The organism is Azospira sp. I09 (assembly GCF_009177135.1).
GTDB lineage: Bacteria > Pseudomonadota > Gammaproteobacteria > Burkholderiales > Rhodocyclaceae > Azospira > Azospira oryzae.
In genome coordinates this window covers 542,762-562,130 of record NZ_AP021844.1, presented here as the reverse complement: position 1 = coordinate 562,130, position 19,369 = coordinate 542,762, and the positions used below count along the sequence as shown (strand labels likewise).

At 67.7% G+C, this 19,369-nt stretch carries 14 protein-coding genes; 3 read left to right on the top strand and 11 right to left on the bottom strand.

All coding sequences use genetic code 11. The annotated features are described in order from the left end of the window. Positions 1 to 63 precede the first annotated feature (63 nt). Positions 64 to 549 (top strand): diguanylate cyclase, encoded by a 486-nt coding sequence (locus AZSP09_RS02570; protein ID WP_014237823.1) that lies wholly within the window; start codon positions 64 to 66, stop codon positions 547 to 549. A gap of 42 nt (positions 550 to 591) precedes the next feature. Here AZSP09_RS02570 and AZSP09_RS02565 read toward each other — a convergent pair whose 3' ends face one another. From AZSP09_RS02565 to ppx, 10 genes are all read right to left on the bottom strand, one after another. After that, the gene (locus AZSP09_RS02565) at positions 592 to 2,196 is read right to left on the bottom strand and encodes a sensor domain-containing diguanylate cyclase (RefSeq protein WP_232058840.1); all 1,605 of its coding nucleotides are present in this window, start codon (positions 2,194 to 2,196) and stop codon (positions 592 to 594) included. A 52-nt stretch (positions 2,197 to 2,248) separates the two neighbouring features. Continuing rightward, complete coding sequence (locus tag AZSP09_RS02560) at positions 2,249 to 3,118, bottom strand: EamA family transporter (protein WP_152089084.1); 870 nt, start codon at positions 3,116 to 3,118, stop codon at positions 2,249 to 2,251. A 53-nt stretch (positions 3,119 to 3,171) separates the two neighbouring features. Next, on the bottom strand, positions 3,172 to 6,213 hold the full coding sequence (locus AZSP09_RS02555) for a PAS domain S-box protein (protein WP_152089083.1): 3,042 nt from the start codon (positions 6,211 to 6,213) through the stop codon (positions 3,172 to 3,174). Positions 6,214 to 6,343: 130 nt separating this feature from the next. After that, a complete protein-coding gene (locus tag AZSP09_RS02550; protein ID WP_014237827.1) occupies positions 6,344 to 7,132 on the bottom strand; it encodes an enoyl-CoA hydratase in 789 nt (262 codons plus the stop codon). Between the two features lie 71 nt (positions 7,133 to 7,203). Beyond that, complete coding sequence (locus AZSP09_RS02545; RefSeq protein ID WP_130458617.1) at positions 7,204 to 8,862, bottom strand: acyl-CoA synthetase; 1,659 nt, start codon at positions 8,860 to 8,862, stop codon at positions 7,204 to 7,206. Between the two features lie 59 nt (positions 8,863 to 8,921). Further along, entirely contained in the window at positions 8,922 to 9,509 is a 588-nt protein-coding gene (locus tag AZSP09_RS02540; RefSeq protein ID WP_152089082.1) for an ABC-type transport auxiliary lipoprotein family protein, read from the bottom strand. Continuing rightward, complete coding sequence (locus AZSP09_RS02535; protein WP_014237830.1) at positions 9,506 to 10,429, bottom strand: MlaD family protein; 924 nt, start codon at positions 10,427 to 10,429, stop codon at positions 9,506 to 9,508. The genes AZSP09_RS02540 and AZSP09_RS02535 overlap by 4 nt, the downstream gene beginning before the upstream one ends. 19 nt (positions 10,430 to 10,448) lie before the next feature. Then, a complete protein-coding gene (locus tag AZSP09_RS02530) occupies positions 10,449 to 11,222 on the bottom strand; it encodes an ABC transporter ATP-binding protein (RefSeq protein ID WP_014237831.1) in 774 nt (257 codons plus the stop codon). Beyond that, entirely contained in the window at positions 11,219 to 12,334 is a 1,116-nt protein-coding gene (locus AZSP09_RS02525) for an MlaE family ABC transporter permease (RefSeq protein ID WP_014237832.1), read from the bottom strand. Before AZSP09_RS02525 ends, AZSP09_RS02530 begins: the two co-directional genes overlap by 4 nt. Before the next feature lie 4 nt (positions 12,335 to 12,338). Then, complete coding sequence (gene ppx, locus AZSP09_RS02520; protein ID WP_152089081.1) at positions 12,339 to 13,874, bottom strand: exopolyphosphatase; 1,536 nt, start codon at positions 13,872 to 13,874, stop codon at positions 12,339 to 12,341. Positions 13,875 to 14,105: 231 nt separating this feature from the next. On the opposite strand from ppx, the gene ppk1 reads away from it, so the two are divergent. Beyond that, positions 14,106 to 16,214 carry a polyphosphate kinase 1 gene (gene ppk1, locus AZSP09_RS02515; RefSeq protein ID WP_152089080.1) on the top strand — a complete coding sequence of 703 codons (2,109 nt, stop codon included), beginning with the start codon at positions 14,106 to 14,108 and terminating at the stop codon, positions 16,212 to 16,214. A gap of 234 nt (positions 16,215 to 16,448) precedes the next feature. Next, positions 16,449 to 17,015 (top strand): NADPH-dependent FMN reductase, encoded by a 567-nt coding sequence (locus AZSP09_RS02510; protein ID WP_152089079.1) that lies wholly within the window; start codon positions 16,449 to 16,451, stop codon positions 17,013 to 17,015. 89 nt (positions 17,016 to 17,104) lie between these two features. On the opposite strand, the gene AZSP09_RS02505 is transcribed toward AZSP09_RS02510, so the two are convergent. Beyond that, positions 17,105 to 19,327 (bottom strand): RelA/SpoT family protein, encoded by a 2,223-nt coding sequence (locus AZSP09_RS02505; protein ID WP_130458625.1) that lies wholly within the window; start codon positions 19,325 to 19,327, stop codon positions 17,105 to 17,107. Positions 19,328 to 19,369: the final 42 nt, after the last annotated feature.

The window sequence follows — 19,369 nt, the reverse complement described above, 5'->3', positions numbered from 1 at the left end:
CGCCGCTCCCGGCCGCCCCTGCGCCATTTCCGGGAGCCTCCCGTCGCCATCAAGGAGGGACTTATGCTGCACGAAGATGTCGAACAGTTCGGGAATTTCCTGTTCACCCTGGAATGGCTGCTGGAAGTCTCCGCCCGCTACGACAGCAATATCCACTTCCACCTGGTGCATGTCGACTTCGGCTCCCCCCACATCCTGGGCGAGACCTACGGCGCCCAGGCGGCCAGCCTCAAGCTGCACGAAGTCCAGGACGCCCTCGGCCAGACCCTGCGCAAGACCGACCTGGTGGCCCGGCACGGCGTCGATTTCTGGATCATCATGCCCAGCGACCCCAGCATCGACCCCCTCTCCACCCGCCTGCGGGAGATCATCGAGGTCGCCTCCCAGTGCGGCCTGGAGATCGTGGGCCGGGACATTTCCTTCTTCTCCCTGAAGCAGGGCCATCCGGAACTGGGCCTCAACTGTTCCGGCATGGATTTTCTCGCCTACCTCAAGCACAACCACAGCCGCCTGGCCCTGCACGAGCTGGAATTGCCGGCCCAGAACTGAAAAAGGGCGCCGCCGGCGCCCTTTTCCTTCCGCCCCACCGCTTCAGGTGGCGGCGATCACGTAGCGGCCGCGGCCGCTTTCCTTGGCCCGGTACATGGCCTGGTCCGCCTGCAGCAACAGGGTATTGGCGGCGCTCTCGCCGTCACCCAGGGCGATACCGATGGAAACCCCGAGACGGCAGCTCTGATCCTGGACCGGGAACGGCTCCGCCAGAGCTTCGATGCACTTGGCGGCGACCCGGGCCGCGGCCTGCTCCGCCTGGCTATCCAGATCGCCCATGAGGATGACGAATTCGTCACCGCCGACCCGGGCCAGGGTGTCGCTGGCCCGCACGCAGCCGCTGAGGCGGCCGGCCACCAGGCGCAGCACCTCGTCCCCGGCCTCGTGACCCAGGCTGTCGTTGATCGGCTTGAAGCCGTCCAGGTCGAGGAACAGCAGGGCGATGCGGCTGCCCTTGCGCTGGGCCAGGACCCGGGCCTGGCTCAGGCGGTCGGCCAGCAGCATGCGGTTGGGCAGGCCGGTGAGGGCGTCGTGGTGCGCCGCCTGGGCCAGGGCCGCCTGGCTCTCGCTGAGCTTGCGCAGGAGCCGGTTGAAGGCGGCGGTGAGATGGCCCACCTCGTCGTTGCGCAGCACCGGCAGGGGTTCCAGGGGGCACTCGCCGCGGGTCATGCGGTCGGCGTGCTCCGCCGTGCGCCGCAGGGGGCGGAAGACGTGGGCCAGGCCCAGGGAAGCCAGCACCAGGAAGACCAGGGACACCACCACGCTGTTGCGCAGGATGTACTGCTGCACCCGGGTCACCGGCTCGAAGGCTTCCGCGGTGGGCAGGCGGGCCACCACGAACCACTCGGCGCTGGGCACGGAGACGATGGCCACCGCCTCTTCCACGCCCTTGGCGTTGACGGTGATGCCGGTGCCCCGGTAACCGGCCATGGCCCGGTCGTGCAGGGGATTGACGCCGGCCGGCGGCGTCGGCTTGAGCACCAGTTCCGGCTCGGTGGCGGCGACGAAGACCCGGTCCCGCGGAGAAATGAGGAGGAAGCCGCCGCTGCGGCCGATCCGGCTCTGCAGCAGCAGGTTGAGGAAGCCCGGGGTGGCCAGGGGCGTCAGGCCCACCAGGGCGGCCTGCACCCGGCCCTGCTCGTCCCGCACCGGAGCCGCCATGGGCAGCACCGGCTCCCGGTCCAGCCAGTCCGGCGCCGGCCGGCCCAGGCTGGCTTCGCCGGCCAGGGCGGCCTGCACATATTCCCGATCCGCCAGGTTGATCCTGGCCTGCAAGGGCCGCTCGGGGAAATCGGCCAGGATGGCACCCCGGGAATCCACCAGCAGCAGCCCCTGGTTGAACAGGGGATGCAGTTCATGCCGCTCCTGCAGCCAGGCCCGCAACTGCCGGGGCTGGCCCAGCAACTGCCGGGGCAGGCTGGCCGCCAGGCGCTGCAGCAGGTCGCGCCGCTCAACCAGCTTGCTGTCCACGTCCCGGGCCACATAGCTGGCCAGGGCCTGCTGCTGGGACGCCACCACCTTGTCCAGATCCTCGCGCAGGAACTGGCTGAGGATGAAATAGCGGGCCGTCGTGCCGACGACCACGATCCCCAGCCCCAGGAGCAGGATGCGCAGGATGATGCTGTGGGAAAGCTGGCGCAGTCTCATGGTGTCCATCATAGCGGAAGGCGGCGGACCGCAATCTGACTTGAAGTCCCCATCAGGCTGCCGCCGCCACAAAACGGCGGCGTCCCCAGCGGTTCAGCCAGAGGGAGACGAGGATGACGCTGCCGCCCAGAGCGATGCGTTGCAGGTCCGCATCCCGGTTCCAGATCAGCAGATTGACCACCAGCCCCAGGGGCACGTGCAGCTCGTTCATCACCGCCAGGGTGCCGCCGTCCACCCGGGTGCTGCCCTTGACCCACCAGAACATGCCCAGGGCCGTGGCGAACAGGCCCATCCACAGCAGCACGCCCCACTGTACGGCGGTCGCGGGCAGCCGGGCCGGATTGCCGAAGATGAGGAAGGACGGCAGGGCCAGCACCAGGGCGCCGAGGAAGAAATGGCCGAAACAGCGGGACAGGGGGAACTGCAGCGGATAGCGGGCCAGCAGGTGGCGGCACAGCACCTGCCCGGCGGCAAAGGTGGCGTTGGCCAGCTGCAGCAGCAGGAAGCCCGCCAGGTATTCGCCCGCCACCGGCTGGAAGCGGATCACCACCCCGCCCCCCACCGCCACCAGGGCGGCCACCAGGGCCCAGGGATTGAAGCGCCGGGCCAGGGCGTCGTCGAGCATGGTGACGTAGATGGGGGTGAGCACGGTGAACAGCAGCACCTCGGGCACCGTCAGCACGGTGAAGCTGCGGTAGAGGCAGAGGTAGGTGACGCCGAACTGCAGGGCCCCGGCCAGCCACAGCCCGGCCACCAGGCGCCCGGGCAGGCCGCGCCAGCGGGTGAAGGGAATGAACACCAGGGCGGCAATGGCCACCCGCACCAGCACGGCGAAATCGCTGTCCACCCGCCCCGCCAGGTATTCGCCGATAAGGCTGAAGGAAAAGGCCCAGAGCAGGTTGACGGTGATCAGGTAAGGCATGAGAGAAAACGACGGCCCGGGGCCATCCGGCTAATGGAGGCGGGAGTATGCCATCACCGGGGCGCGCTGGCAGCCTCGGCCCCCTCCTCCGGCCTGGGCCTGGCCTCGATGGGCAGCCAGACGGTGAAGGTGCTGCCCCGGCCCGGCTCGCTCTCCACCTCCAGGCGGCCCTGATGCTTCTGCACGATGCTGTAGGCCAGGGAGAGGCCCAGGCCGGTACCCTTGCCCACGGGCTTGGTGGTGAAAAAGGGCTCGAACAGGCGGTGCAGGTACTCCGGGGCAATGCCGCAGCCGCTGTCGCTCACGGCGACGAACACCTCGTCGCCGCGGCGGCCGGTGCGCAGCCAGATGTCGCCCTTCTTGGGAATGGCCTGGGCCGCATTGACCAGCAGGTTCATGAAGACCTGGTTGATCTGGGACGGCTCGCACCACACCAGGGGCAGTTCGCCGTATTCCTTGTGCACGGTGCACTTGTACTTGAGCTCGTTCCAGACGATGTTGAGGGTGGAATCCAGGCCCTGGTGCAGGTCGGCCCACTGGCTCTCGGCCTCGCCGGCCCGGGAGAAGTCCTTCAGATCCCGGGCGATCTTGGCCACCCGCTCCAGCCCGTCCCGGGACTCGGCCAGAAGCTGGACGATGTCGCTGCGGAGGAAATCGAAGTCCTTCTCCAGCTTCAGCTGGCGGGCGCTTTCCAGCTGCCGGCAATCGCGGCAGGGACCGCTGTCCGCCGCCTCATAGGCGGCGATGATGGCGAAGATTTCCCGCAGGTAGTGGTCCAGGGTGCCCAGGTTGGAATAGACGAAGCCGATGGGGTTGTTCATCTCGTGGGCCACCCCGGCCGCCAGCTGGCCGATGGAGGCCATCTTCTCCGACTGCAGCAGCTGGCTCTGGGCCTCGGCCAGCCGCTGGTTGAGGGCCTTGGCCTCGGCCAGGGCATGCTGCAGTTCCTGCTCCGCCCGCTTGCGCCCGTCGATGTCACGCACCACGGCCAGTACCCGCTGGCCGCCGGAAAGACGGAATATCTGCAGGTTCACCAGGACCCAGAACTGCCGCCCCGAACTGCCCCGGGCCATCCACTCGAAGGACTGGGGCCCCTCCTCCTGCACCCGCCGCATGTAGTCCCGGGCCGCCTGGGGCGGGAAAGCCGGGTCGTCGGCGGTGATGCCCTGCACATCCAGGGACAGCAGCTCCTCCCGGCTGTAGCCGTACATGCGGCAGGCGCCGCCATTGACGTCCAGGATGCTGCCGCTGGCGACGTCGTGCACGAAAATGGCATCGCCGATGGTGTCGTAGATGGTGCGGAACTTGTCCTCGCTCTCGGCCAGGGCCGCCTCGGTGGCCCGGCGCTCGGTGATGTCCTCCTTCACCGCCAAGTAATGGGTGATGCTGCCGTCGGGCTGGCGGATGGGGTTGATGCTGGCGTCTTCCAGGTATTCGCTGCCATCCTTGCGCCGATTGAACAGTTCGCCGCGCCAGCCCTCACCCCGGGACAGGCAGCGCCACATCTCCTCGTAGCTGGAGCGGGGCGTGCGCCCGGACTGCAGGATGCGCGGATTCTGCCCCAGCACCTCCTCCCGGCTGTAGCCGGCGGTGCGCACGAAGGCCTCGTTCACGTATTCGATTTCTGCCGCCAGGTTGGTGATGACGATGCTCACCGGGCTCTGCTCCGCCGACAGCAGGAACTTGCGCAGCTCGGCCTCGGCCCGCTTGCGTTCCGTGATGTCCCGGGAAATGCCCTGGATGTGGGTGACCCGTCCCTGGGCATCGGTGATCAGGGTCATCACCGCCTCGGTCTGGATCAGGGAACCGTCCTTGCGTGGCTGCACCAGTTCGTAGTGGCGTGAGGCGGCAGCCTCCTGGCCCGTATCCACGGCGGCGATCCAGCGCTCCAGCTCCCTGTCCAGGTGCTGGTGGCACTCCGGTGTCAGCAGATCCGCCATGGTCTGCTGCAGGGCCTCGGCCACGGTGATGCCGCGCATGGCCTGCACCGAGGGGCTGACATAGGCGAAGCGGCGGGAAGCCAGTTCGTACAGCCACACCACGTCGCTGCCGCTCTCGGCCAGCAGGCGGAAACGGGCTTCCTGCTCCCGGGCCTGCAGGGCAGCGCTGAAGACCCGCCCCAGCAGCAGCAGCACGGCCATCAGCACGACGCCCGCCGCCGTCAGCCAGGCGAAGTTGCGCCGGGCCTCGCGATAGATTTCGCTGTCGTCCATCTTCGCCACCAGCAGCCAGTCGGTCTGACCCACCGGCAGCACCACGCCCAGCACCGCCAGGCCCCGGTAATCCCGCCCCGCCAGCACCTCGCCGACGCCATGCAGGGCCATGCCCGAGATCAGCCCCGGCGTGTCCAGGGGCAGGCGCAGCTTGAGGGGAGCCCCGGCCTGCCGCCCCAGGGGAGAAAGAAACAGCACCTCGTCCCCGTCCCGCCGCACCAGCAGGCTTTCCCCGGTGGCGCTGGGGACGGGCCACTGGCTGACCATGGGATAGAGCACCCTGGCCGGGTCGATCTCGAACAGGGCGTAGCCGATGAGGCGCCCCGTCTCCCCCTCGGCGAAGAGGGGCACCAGCAGGTCGAGGACCACCTCGCCCTCGCGTCCGGCCTTGCGATGGAAGTCCACCAGGCGCGGCCTGCGGCTCTCCAGCATGGCCTGCACCGCTTCCTGGTGCAGGGTGTCGTCCCGCAGATGATCGTCCGCCGGGTCGGCCAGATAGCTGCGGCCGGCCAGGTCATGCAGGCCGATGGCGGAGATTTCGGGAATGGTCTGCTGCAGGTAGCGGAAACGCTGACGCAGCCCGGCCGCGGCCCGGGCGTCGCCCGGTTGCTGCAGGAGGCGGGCGAAATGCTGGGACATGACGCTGCCCGGCGGCTGGCTGAGAAAGATCAGGCGATCCTCGATCCAGCGCTGGATTTCCTGGGACTTGAGGGCCGCCACCGCCTGCAGCTGCTGTTCCGCCGTCTCCCGGGCGGCGCCGAACAGCACCTGGTGGCTGCGGTAGAGCCCGCCCGCCAGGAGCAGGACGAAGCCGATGATGGCCACCAGCCAGTGCCTTGCGGTCGGCACGAAGGCCGTCTCAACCCTATCACCTGCGGACATGGCGTTCACTCTCTCCCCGGCCTGTGCGGCGCCAGGCCCCGGCCGGCGGATCTCCGGCCATGGGGCATCCTACCGCGGCAGGGCCGGGAAAGTCCCGGCTGCAGGACATTTCCGGCCCTGTCGGGCCCGTTCAGGCGGCCTGCCAGACCGGCTTGCGCTTTTCGATGAAGGCGTCGATGCCCTCGGCGGCATCGCCGGCCATCATGTTGCAGGCCATGACCTCGCCGGCATACTGGTAGGCGGCTTCGATGCCCATTTCCAGCTGCTTGTAGAACATCTGCTTGCCCGTGGCCACGGCCACCGGGCTCTTGGCTAGGATGGACTGCACCAGGTGCTCCACCGCCTCGTCCAGATCGCCCAGGGCCACCACCCGGTTCACCAGGCCCCGGCGCTGGGCTTCCCCGGCATCGATGAACTCGCCGGTGAGCAGCATTTCCAGGGCTTCCTTGCGCCCCATGTTGCGCGCCAGGCCGACGGCGGGGGTGGAGCAGAAGAGGCCCACGTTGATGCCGGAAACGGCGAACTTGGCCACGTCGGCGGCCACCGCCAGGTCGCACATGGACACCAGCTGGCAGCCGGCAGCGGTGGCGATGCCGTGGATGCGGGCAATGACCGGCTGGGGCATTTCCTGGATGGTCAGCATGACCTTGGCGCACAGCTTGAACAGGGCCTGCATGAAGGCCTTGTCGTGGTTGCTGCGCATTTCCTTGAGGTCATGGCCGGCACAGAAGGCCTTGCCGGCGCCCTGCAGCACCACGACGCGGACCGTCTTGTCGGCGGCGATGCTCTGCAGTTCCGCCAGCAGGGTTTCCAGCATGGCGTTGGAGAGGGAATTGAACTGGGCCGGACGGTTCAGCACCAGGGTGGTACGGCCGTCGGGGCGGTCTTCGCGCAGCAGGATGGGTTCCTGGTTTGTCATTTTTTGTCTCCTACAGAAAAAAGCCGGAGGCTGTGCTGTCTGCCCCCGGCTTGGTTATGGATGCGGCTGGATTACTCGATGGCGGCGGTGGACTTGGCCATTTCCCGCAGCACGTACTTCTGGATCTTGCCCGTGGAAGTCTTGGGCAGGGGTCCGAAGATGACCTTCTTCGGCACCTTGAAGCGAGCCATGTGCTCGCGGCAGAACTCGATGATTTCCACCTCGGTGATGCTGACGCCATCCTTCAGTTCGATGAAGGCGGCCGGCACCTCGCCCCACTTGGGATCGGGGGTGGCCACCACGGCCGCGGCCATCACCGCCGGGTGGCGGTAGAGGGTGTCTTCCACCTCGATGGAGGAGATGTTCTCGCCGCCGGAGATGATCACGTCCTTGGAACGGTCCTTGATCTTCACATAGCCGTCGGCCTGCATCACCGCCAAGTCACCGGTGTGGTAGTAACCGCCGGCGAAGGACTCTTCCGTGGCCTTGGGGTTCTTCAGGTAGCCCTTCATCACCAGGTTGCCGCGGAACATGATCTCGCCCATGGTCTCGTTGTCCCAGGGCACCGCCTCCATGGTAGCCGGATCGAGCACGGTGATGGCTTCCTGGGCGTGGTAGCGCACGCCCTGGCGGCCGTTCAAGTTCACCTGCTCGCCCACCGGCAGGTCGAACCACTCGGGCTGCTGGGCGCAGACGGAAGCGGGACCGTAGGTCTCGGTCAGGCCATAGACGTGGGTGATCTTGAAGCCGATCTTGGCCATGCCTTCGATGACGGCGGCGGGGGGCGGTGCGGCGGCGATGAGGCCGGACACGCCGTGGTTGATGCCTTCACGCCATTCGGCCGGCGCATTGGCCAGCATGGAATGGACGATGGGCGCGCCGCAGTAGTGGGTGACCTTGTTTTCCCGGATGGACTGCAGGATCAGCTTGGGATCGACCCGACGCAGACAGACGTTGGTGCCGGCATTGGCCGCCATGGTCCAGGGGAAGCACCAGCCGTTGCAGTGGAACATGGGCAGGGTCCACAGGTACACCGAGTGGGGCGGCATGCCCCAGGAGACGATGTTGGACATGGCGTTGAGGTAGGCGCCCCGGTGGTGATAGACCACGCCCTTGGGGTTGCCGGTGGTGCCGGAGGTGTAGTTGAGGGAGATGGCGTCCCATTCGTCCTGGGGGCCTTTCCACTCGTAGTCCGGGGTGCCTTCGGCCAGCAGAGCCTCGTAGTCCTTCTCCCCCAGCAGGTCGCCGGGGCCGGTGTATTCGCTGTCGTTCACGTCGATGACGACGATGCTGCGGCCCAGTTTTTCCAGGGCCGGTCCGACGATGTGGGAATACTCCTTGTCGGTGATGAGGATCTTGGCCTCGCCGTGGTTCAGCATGAAGGCCACGGCTTCGGGATCGAGACGGGTGTTGAGGGTGTTGAGCACGGCGCCGGTGACGGGCACGCCGAAGTGGCATTCGTACATTTCCGGCGTGTTGTTGAGCATCACGGCGACGGTATCGCCTTCCTTGATGCCCCGGGCTTCCAGGGCGGAGGCCAGGCGCCTGGCGCGGTTGAAGGTTTCCAGCCAAGTATAGCGGCGCTGGCCGTGGATCACGGACACCCGGTCCGGGTAGATGTAGGCGGAACGGGCAATGAAGGTTAGCGGCGACAGCGGCACATAGTTGGCCGCATTCTTTTCCAGACCCTGCTTGTAGATGTTGCTGCTGTTGTCGTTATGACCTGCCATGAATATCCCTCTTATGTGTTTGCGTTGGTATTTTTCATGAACTCCCTGCCCCCGGACTGCTAACGGCAGGGAGCCAGTCTGGCCTCCCGCTCCAGGTCGGCCAGCCGACGTCCGATTTCCTGGCCGAAGGCATCGGCAGCCAGGCTCAGCGCAACCACCCCACCCCGCGCATCGGGGCTAGGAGCGGGCTTCTCCACGCTGAACGGACGCTCGAATATGAGTTTGCGCTGTTTGTCGAACAATGTCATGCGGCCCTGCAACACGCCGCGGCTCTGGGTCGGGCTGTCGAAGACCTGGGTGAATTCATCCACCTCCAGGCGCAGGGCGCAACCGCCGTTGCCGCCGCCCAGCTGCTGGCGCAGGCGCAGGTTGAGCAACTGCCCCGCCGGCGCCGCCCAGCGGCTCTGGCTGTAGGCCATGAGGCGGCTGGCGTCGTCGTAGGCCAGACGGTAATTCACTGCCGGCGTATCGAGCCAGGGGGCCAGGCGCAGCTCCAGGCTGACGGGCCTGGCCGCGGCGCTGGCCTCGGCCAGGCGCGGCCCGAAATCGTAGGTGGCGGCCGGCGGGGCGCCGCGGCCGCCGGCGCAGGCGGCCAGGGTCAGCAGCAGGGAACAGGCGGCGAGGCGCCCGGTGGTGGCGAAGGTCATGGATTTCTCCCGGGATGGGGCAGGAAGCCGGGCTCCCCGGGGCCGGGCACGGGGGCCGGGGCGCCGAAGATGAGGCTTTGGGGGTCCCGTTCCACCTGGTTCAGGACCCGGTTGAGCTGGCGCGTGCTGGCGGCGATGTCGCCGGCCAGGTCGCCCCAGCGCGGCGACAGCAGCCCGGCGCCGGATTCGCCGCCGCCGGACTGTTCCAGCCGCTCCGACAGGCGGCGCAGGCCGGCCACCAGTTCCTTGGCTTCCCTGGCGGTACCGGCGCTGCCTTCGAGGGCGCTGCTGAGGTGTTTCAGGTTGTCGTCGGCCAGGGCCTTGCGCAGCTGCACCAGGGTCGGCCCCAGCTCCTGGGCGGCGGGTTTCAAGCCGGCGGAGATGCTTTCCAGGTTGGCCAGGGTGTTGCCGACCCGGCGCTGGTTCTCCTCCCCCACCAGCTGGTTGGCGGAAGTCAGCAGTTCCCGCGCCTGGCGCAGGGTCTCGGCGCCGGCGTCGGAAAGCTCCTGGATCAGGGAAGGCTGCATGGGAATGCGCGGCAGGCCGTCGCCGGCCGCCAGGGGACGGTCGTCGTCGCCCCGCTCCTCCAGCTGCACCTGGGCCAGGCCGGTGACGCCCTGATAGTTGAGCAGGGCCACGGTGCTGCGGGTCACCGGCACCTCGTCGAGGATGCTGATGCGGATGAGGATGTCGTCGGGCTGGTTCTTGTCCAGGCGGATATCCTCCACCCGGCCGACGCGGATGCCCCGGTAGCGCACCTGGGCCTGCAGGTTGAGGCCGGTGACGTTGCCCTGGGTCACCACCAGGTAGTCCCGGGTGACGTCGTGCTTGCCGCCGAACCACCACACGGAGAACAGGACGGCCGCTGCCAGGAGCAGGGTGAACAGTCCGGCAACGAGGGCATGGGCGCGGTTTTCCATAAACGACTCCTGCTGACGCCTAGAGGGGCGCGGGGGCGGCCGGGCCTGGGGCCGCGGCGGCGCCGCCGAAAAAACTCGAAATGAAGGGATGCTCCACCCGGCGCACCTCCTCCGGCGTGCCGAAGGCGACGATGCGCTGGTCGGCCAGTACGGCGATATGGGTGGACAGGCCGGTCAGGGTGGCCAGGTCGTGGGTCACCATGATCACGGTGAAGCCCAGCTCGGCCTGCAGTTCCCGGATCAGGCGCACGAAGCCTTCGCTGCGGTCCGGGTCCAGGCCGGCGGTGGGCTCGTCCAGGATCAGCAGTTCCGGCTCCAGGGCCAGGGCCCGGGCCAGGGCCACCCGCTTGACCATGCCGCCGGAGAGTTCCGCCGGTTTGAGCAGGCCGTGGCGCGGGTCCAGTTCCACCATGGCCAGCTTCAGGTGCACCAGGTCCCGGATCAGGCTCTCGTCCTCCAGGCCGAATTCCCGCAACGGGAAGGCCACGTTGTCGAAGACGGAGAGGGCCGAATACAGGGCGCCCTGCTGGAACAGCATGCCGAAGCGCTGGCGCAGGGCCCGGTCCACGCCCGGGTCCCCCGAATAGAGGGGGCAGTCAAAGAGATGGACCCGCCCCTTCCACGGCCGCAGCAGCCCCACCACCTCCCGCAGCAGGGTGGTCTTGCCGCTGCCGGAGCCGCCCACCAGGCCCACCATCTGGCCCTGTTCCACCACCAGGTCCAGCTCCCGATGGATCACCGTGTCGCCGTAGCGGCTCCACAGGCCATGGACTTCGATGACCGGCCGGCTCATTTGGGCAGCCCGATCTCGCGGGTGGCGATGGCGAACAGGGCATCCACCAGGATGACGATGGTGATGGCGGTGACCACGGCGGCGGTGGTGCGGGCCGAGAGGCTCTCGGTGTTGGGTTTGACGTGGAGGCCGAAGTGGCAGGCCACCAGGGAAATGAGCAGGCCGAAGACCCAGCCCTTGGCCAGGCCGATCCACAGGTTGGCCAGGGGCACGGCCTTGGGCAGCTGGTCGAGGAAGAAGCCGTAGGACAACCCCAGCTGCAGGTTGGCCGAGACCATGCCGCCCAGGATGCCGGCGGCGGAGGTCCACAGCACCAGCAGGGGCAAGGCGGTGGTGAGGGCGGCGATTTTCGGCAGCACCAGGCGCTGGGTGCGGGAAATGCCCATGGTGGCCAGGGCGTCGATTTCCTCGGTGACCCGCATGACGCCGATCTGGGCCGTCATGGCCGAGCCGGAACGGCCGGCCACCAGCACCGCCACCAGCACCGGCCCCAGTTCCCGGATGATGCTGATGCCCAGGATGTTCACGATGAAGATGTCGGCGCCGAACATTTTCAGTTGCAGGGCCGACAGGTAGCTCATCACCACGCCGATGAGAAAGCCCACCAGGGCCGTCACCGGCAGGGCCTTGGCGCCGCTCTTGTAGAGGGTGGCCGAGTACTCGACCCAGGGCAGTTCCCGGGGATGGCGCAGCAGGTAGGCCAGGTCCAGCACCAGCTGGCCCAGCAGGGCCACCAGGCCGAGCAGGTTGTGGCTGAACTTGAGGACGAAGACGCCGAGGGCTTCCACTGCTTCGAAGGGGCGGGCCGGTGGCAGGGCCGCAGCCGCCGGCGGCAGGGCCGCCACCCGTTCCAGGGCGCGCCGGTGATCGGCTGCCAGGGCCACGCCGGGCGGCCACTGGCGGCCCCAGGCGCGCCACAGGAGGAGCGCCCCCAGGCTGTCGAGACGCCCCAGGGTGGTCAGGTCCCAGCCGGCACCGGCGGCGGCCAGGGCGGCCAGGCGATCTTCGAGCTCGGCCAGGGAACGGGGCAGGGAGGCCAGGGTCCAGTCCCCGCTGATGCGGGCGATGGGGCCCGCGTCGCCCTGTACCGTTTCCAGGCCGCCCGCGTTCATGGCTTCAGGCCGCCTGCCTGCCGCCACCCTTGGCGGCGTTGAGGCGCTTCAGGCGGAATTCCAGGCCGGCCCGCTGCCAGGCCTGAATTTCTTCGGCGAAGGCTGCCGCCGTCAGGGGATTGGCGGCCAGCCAGTCCGCCGGCAGTTCCAGGGTGGCGCCCTTGTCGCCCATGGCGATGCTGTAGGGCGGCCGCCCCTGGTCGCTGCGGGAGCGGTGGAAAAGCACGGCCAAGCGCAGGGAGAGGATCAGCAGCCAGTTCACGTCGCCCTTGGGCAGCACCGCCACCTTGTCCAGCTTGCCCCGGTGGCCCAGCACCAGCATGGCCAGGCGGGCCTGGTCCTTCTTGGAGAAACCGGGCATGTCGGCGAAGGTGAGGATGTAGGCGCCGTGCTTGTGGTAGCCGTTGTGGGCGATGGAAATGCCGATCTCGTGCAGCTTGGCGGCCCAGCGCAGGAAATGCTCCGCATTGTCCCGGTCCGTGCTGTCGCCGCCGCAGCCGCCCGCATCCAGGTGGCTGAAGATTTCCCCGGCGGTCTGCTCCACCCGCTGGGCCTGCCACAGATCCACCTGGTAGCGGCGCATGAAGCTGGCCACGGTGGCATCGCGCATGTCGTGGTGGTGGAAACGGCCCAGCAGGTCGTAGAGCACCCCCAGGCGCAGGGCGCCGTCGCCGTAGGTCATGTGCTCCAGCTGCAGGGTCTCGAAGATGGCACCCATGATGGCGATGCCGCCGGAAAGCACCGGCGTGCGGTCGTTGCGCAGGCCTTCCAGGGGCATGGCCTCGGCGGAGCCGGCCTTGAGCAGGATGGCGCGCAGCTTCTGCAGGCCCTCCCGGGTGATGCCGGCAACGCCGCCCGGATTGAGGTTGTTCAGCTCCAGCACGTCGGCGATGGCCCGGGCCGTGCCGGAGGAGCCGACGGCCTCGTTCCAGCCCAGGCGCTGGTAGTCGTGGGCGATGGTCTGGATTTCCTTACCCGCCGCCACCTCGGCTTCCCGCAGGCGCTTCTTGTCCACCTTGCCGTCGGGGAAGAAGCGCACCGTGTAGCTGACGCAGCCCATGTACAGGGATTCCAGCAGCAGGGGCTCGGCGCCGCGGCCGATGATGAATTCGGTGGAGCCGCCGCCGATGTCAAAGACCAGGCGTTTGTGCTCCGCCGGCGGCAGGGAATGGGCGGCACCGATGTAGATCAGGCGCGCCTCTTCGCGGCCGGCGATGATTTCGATGGGGAAGCCCAGGGCCTCCTCCAACCGGGGCAGCAGTTCGGGAGCGTTCTTCGCCACCCGCAGGGTGTTGGTGGCCACCACCCGCACGGCGTCGGGGGCGAAACCCCGCAGGCGCTCGCCGAACAGGCGCAGGGCGGCGATGGCCCGTTCCTGGGCGGCTTCGTTGAGGTATTTGTCGGGGGACAGGCCGGAAGCGAGCCGGACCGGCTCCTTGAGGGAATCCAGGGGATAGATCTGGTCGTCCACCACCCGCCCGACCTGCAGGCGGAAGCTGTTGGAGCCCAGATCGACGGCGGCAATCAATTCATAGCGCATGCAGCGGGCAGCCTTTTCAGTGGCTCTTGTTCTGTCGGAGAGCCGTCATTCTAGCACCCGCAATGTGGGCGTCTCGTGACAGCGACCCGGAGCGCCCCGCACGGCACCAACCGTGGGAAAGGGCGCATACTGGTCGTTTGCGGTCATATTCCCTTAACATTAACGTAACAAAATGGCGTTTGTCCGTAATCCGGCAATCACGCCACTCCCCTGCCCCGCGCCACCGCCGCCATGAACCTGAACCGATCCCACATCTACCGCCGCTTCCCCCCGGAAAATTTCATCAACCGGGAACTGGGCCTGCTGGCCTTCAACCGCCGCGTCTTCGCCCAGGCCCAGGACGTCTCCATGCCGCTGCTGGAGCGCCTGCGCTACCTGTGCATCGTCTCCTCCAACCTGGACGAGTTCTTCGAGATCCGGGTCGCCGGCCTCAAGGAGCAGCTCAAGCTCGGCTCCAATACCCGCACCACCGACGGCAAGACGCCCCAGGAGGTGTACCGCCAGGTATCCGCCGAAGCCCACCGCCTGATGCACGAGCAGTACGAGCTGCTCAACGCCGACGTGCTGCCGGCCCTGGAAAAGGAGGGTATCCAGTTCCTGCGCCGCACCCGCTGGACCGACGCCCAGCGCGAATGGGTGCGGGACTACTTCTTCCGCGAAGTGATGCCGGTGCTGACCCCCATCGGCCTGGACCCTTCCCACCCCTTCCCCCGGGTGCTCAACAAGAGCCTCAACTTCGCCGTGGAACTGGAGGGGCGCGACGCCTTCGGCCGCAACTCCGGTGCCGCCATCGTCCAGGCGCCCCGGGTGCTGCCCCGGGTCATCCGCCTGCCCCAGGAACTGAGCGAGGGCGAATACAGCTTCGTCTTCCTCTCCTCCATCCTCCATGCCTTCGTCGGCGAGCTGTTCGCCGGCATGAACGTGCTCGGCTGCTACCAGTTCCGCGTCACCCGCAATTCCGACCTCTTCGTCGATGAGGAGGAGGTGAAGAACCTGCGCACCAAGATCCAGGGCGAACTGCCGCAACGCCACTTCGGCGACGCGGTGCGCCTGGAGGTGGCGGACAACTGCTCGCCCACCATGAGCGAATTCCTCCTCGGCCAGTTCAACCTCTCGGAAAGCGACCTGTACCGGGTCAACGGCCCGGTGAACCTGGTGCGCCTGATGCAGATTCCCGACCAGGTGGACCGGCCCGACCTGAAGTTCGCCCCCTTCCCCCCGGGCATGCCCAAGACCCTGGAAAAGCGCACCAGCATCTTCGCCAGCATCCGCAAGAACGACATCCTGCTGCACCACCCCTACCAGAGCTTCACCCCGGTGATCGACCTGCTCAACCAGGCGGCCACGGACCCGGCGGTGGTGGCCATCAAGATGACGGTGTACCGCACCGGCACCGACTCGGTGCTGATGGAATCCCTCATCCGGGCCGCCGAGAACGGCAAGGAAGTGACTGCCGTGGTGGAACTGATGGCCCGCTTCGACGAGGAGGCCAACATCAACTGGGCCACCAAGCTGGAAGAGGTGGGGGCCCACGTGGTGTACGGCGTGGTCGGCCACAAGACCCACGCCAAGATGATCATGATCGTGCGCCGGGAGGAGGATAAGTCCGGCCAGAGCCGCCTGCGCCGCTACGTGCACCTGGGCACCGGCAACTACCATCCGCGCACCGCCCGCCTGTACACCGACTTCGGCCTGCTCACCGCCGACGAGGAAATGGGCGCCGACGTGAACGAGGTCTTCAAGCAGCTCACCGGCCTGGGCCGGGCCCAGGCCCTGCACCACCTGTGGCAGGCGCCCTTCACCCTGCACTCCAACATCATCGCCGCCATCCGCCAGGAGACGGAGAACGCCAAGGCCGGCCTGCCCGCCGCCATCATCGCCAAGATGAACTCCCTGCTGGAGCCGGAAACCATCATGGCCCTCTACGAAGCCTCCCAGGCCGGGGTCAAGATCGACCTCGTGGTGCGCGGCGTCTGCGCCCTGCGCCCCGGGGTGCCGGGGCTGTCGGAGAACATCCGGGTGCGCTCCATCATCGGCCGCTTCCTGGAGCACCACCGCATCTTCTACTTCCACGCCGGCGGCGCCGAGAATGTCTATCTCTCCTCCGCCGACTGGATGGAGCGCAACTTCTTCCGCCGCATCGAGCTGTGCTTCCCGGTGCTGGACCCGAAGCTGAAAAAGCGGGTCATCAGCGAAGGCCTGCGCCCCTATCTGGTGGACAACCAGCAGGCCTGGGAGATGGACGGTTCCAGCGGCACCTACACGCGCAAGAAGAACGCCCGGGCCAAGCCCCGCTGCGCCCAGAGCGAACTGCTGCACGGACTCTCCAGCGGGGTCTGAGCCGCTGCAATCACCCCTGCCAGGAGGCAGAAGGGACGCCACTCTCCAGTCACGACCGGCTGGAAGCGGCGTCCCTTCTACCTTCCAGGCCATCCCTTGTGGCGATGCCGCGCCGCATGATCGGCCCACCCGGCCTTGCACTTCCGCGCCGGGGGAACGAAGCTGTGACTTTCCTTGCCTCACCCTCAGCAAACGTCCCATCCACCGTTGCACCGAATTCAAGGAGAAGAGCAAATGAGCACCGCCACCCCGCTGCGCCTCGTCACCCTGGTCGGCAGCCTGCGCCAGGCTTCCTATAACCGCATGGTCGCCAACACCCTGCCGGAACTGGCCCCGGCTGGCGTCGGCATCAGCACCCTGCCCGCCCTGCATGACATTCCCCTCTACGACGGCGACGTGGAGGCCAAGGGCATTCCCCCGGCCGTAACCGCCCTGGCCGAAGCCATCCGGGCCGCCGACGGCCTCATCATCGTCACCCCCGAATACAACTACTCCGTGCCCGGGATGCTGAAGAACGCCATCGACTGGCTCTCCCGGGTGCCCAACCAGCCCTTCGCCGGCAAGCCCGTGCTGCTGCAGTCCGCCTCCATGGGCCCCTTCGGCGGCGCCCGGGCCCAGTACCACCTGCGCCAGGTGCTGATCTATCTCAACCCGCGGGTCTTCAACGTGCCCGAGGTGATGGTGGGCGGCGTGCAGAACAAGGTGGACGCCGCCAGCGGCAAGCTCAACGACGCCAGCACCCGGGACCATATCGCCGGCCAGCTGGCCAAGTTCACCGACTTCATCCGCGCCGGCGCCTGAGCAGGCAGTCGGCGGCACCAACGAAAACGCCCTCCGAGGAGGGCGTTTTTTCTTGCCGCCGGGACGAGCGGCCGGGGGATTGGCGGACGTCAGCCGCGCCGCGCCCCCACCACGCCCTGCACCTCGTGGATCAGCTTCAGGGTGCGGGTCAGCTGGGGCAGGTTGAGGATTTCCACGGTGAAGCCCATGTGGGCCTGGCCCTGCTTGGAGAGGGTCTGCACGCCGATGACGTTGATCTTCTCCCGGGCGAAGACGTCGGAGATGTCCCGCAACAGGCCCTGGCGGTCGTGGGCGTCCACCGTGATGTCCACCGGGAAGATGCCGTGGGGATGGCCGCCCCACTCGGTCTCGATCACCCGCTCCGGGTGCAGGGCCTGGAGGTTGGCGAAGTCCGGGCAGTCGGCCCGGTGGATGGAGACGCCCTTGCCCCGGGTGACAAAGCCCTGGATGGGGTCCGGCGGCGCCGGCTTGCAGCAGCGGGCGAGCTGGGTCAAAAGCTTGTCCACGCCGACGATGAGAATGCCCCGGTCGCCGGCACCCTCCCCTTCGGCCGGCTTGGGCCGGCGCACCGGCATGGGCTCGGCACCCCGCTCGTCCACCGGCGGCTCGGTGCCGCGCACGGCGGCCTGGAACAGGCGCAGATTGAGTTCGTTGCGGGCGGCGGCGATGTAGAGATCGTCCGCCTTGGCGTAGCCCAGCTTGCCCGCCAGTTCTTCCAGGTTGGTGCCGCCGCCGCCGACCCGCTGGATTTCCTTGGCCACGATGCCCCGGCCTTCGGCCAGGGATTCTTCCAGGGCCAGGTTGGAGAACCAGGCCCGGGCCTTGGTGCGGGCCGTCTTGGTGGCGATGTAGCCGAGGGAGGGATTGAGCCAGTCCCGGGAGGGGCCGCCCTGCTTGGCGGCGACGATCTCCACCCGCTGGCCGGTCTTCAGGGCCGTATCCAGGGGCACCAGGGCCCCGTCCACCTTGGCGCCGCGGCAGCGGTGGCCCAGGTCGGTGTGCAGGCGGTAGGCGAAGTCCACCGGGGTGGCGCCTTGGGGCAGGTCCACCACCTTGCCCTGGGGCGTCATGACGTAGATGGTCTCGTCCAGGGCGGCCTGCTTGTAGTGGTTCACCCAGTCGGAGGAGTCGGAGACTTCGTCCTTCCAGGTCAGCAGCTGGCGCAGCCAGGCGATCTTGTCGTCGTAGTTGTCCTCGGAGCTGTGCTTGGTGCCTTCCTTGTAGCGCCAGTGGGCGGCCACGCCCAGCTCGGCGTGGCGGTGCATTTCCCAGGTGCGGATCTGCACTTCCAGGCTGCGCCCGTCGGGGCAGCGCACGGCGGTGTGCAGGGAGCGGTAGTTGTTGCCCTTGGGATTGGAGATGTAGTCGTCGAATTCCTTGGGGATCGGCGTCCAGATGTTGTGCACGATGCCCAGCACCGTGTAGCAGTCCTTGACCTCGTCCACGATGACGCGCAGGGCCCGGATGTCGTACACCTCGGAGAAATCCACTCCCTTCTTGCGCATCTTGTTCCAGATGGAATAGATGTGCTTGGGCCGGCCGTAGATTTCCGCCTTGTGGATGCCCACCGCCGCCAGTTCGGACTTGACCCGGTCCACCGCGTCGATGATGAACTGCTCCCGCTCCAGACGCTTCTCGTCGAGCATCTTGGCGATTTTCTTGTAGGTGTCCGGGTGGATGAAGCGGAAGGAGAGGTCCTCCAGCTCCCACTTCAGTTCCCACACCCCCAGGCGGTTGGCCAGGGGCGAATACAATTCCAGGGTTTCCCGGGCCACGTGCACCCGCAGGTCGTCCGGCTCGGCGGCGTAGTAGCGCAGGGTCTGGGTGCGGGAGGCGAGGCGCAGCAGCACCACCCGGATGTCTTCCACCATGGCCAGGAACATCTTGCGCAGGACTTCCACCTGGGCCTTCATTTCCTGGGGATTCTGGGTGGTGTCGGCGACGAAGCCGCGGGAGATGGGGCGCAGCCGGTTGAGGCGGGAGATGCCTCCCACCAGGTGGGCGACGCCGCCGCCGAAGCGTTCGTTGAGGGTTTCCAGGCCCTTCTCGTCGTAGGTGGCCACGGCGAAGAGCAGGGCCGCAGCGCGGGAGTCCGCGTCCAGCTTCAGGCCGGCAATGATGAGGGCCATCCCCAGGGCGTGGGAGAGAATGCCCTCGCCGCTGCCCAGGGTGTTGTCGCCATAGGCGTCACGGGCGAAGAGGGCCGCCTCCCGGATAAAGGCCGTCTCGTTTTCGGAGAGGCCATCGGTGAGGGTCAGGAGGGACTGTTCGAAGTCGCTCTGGGCGGCGACGGAATGGACGACGGAAACCATGGCGCGGATTATACGCCCCTGGCGGCAAATACGCCGGGACCC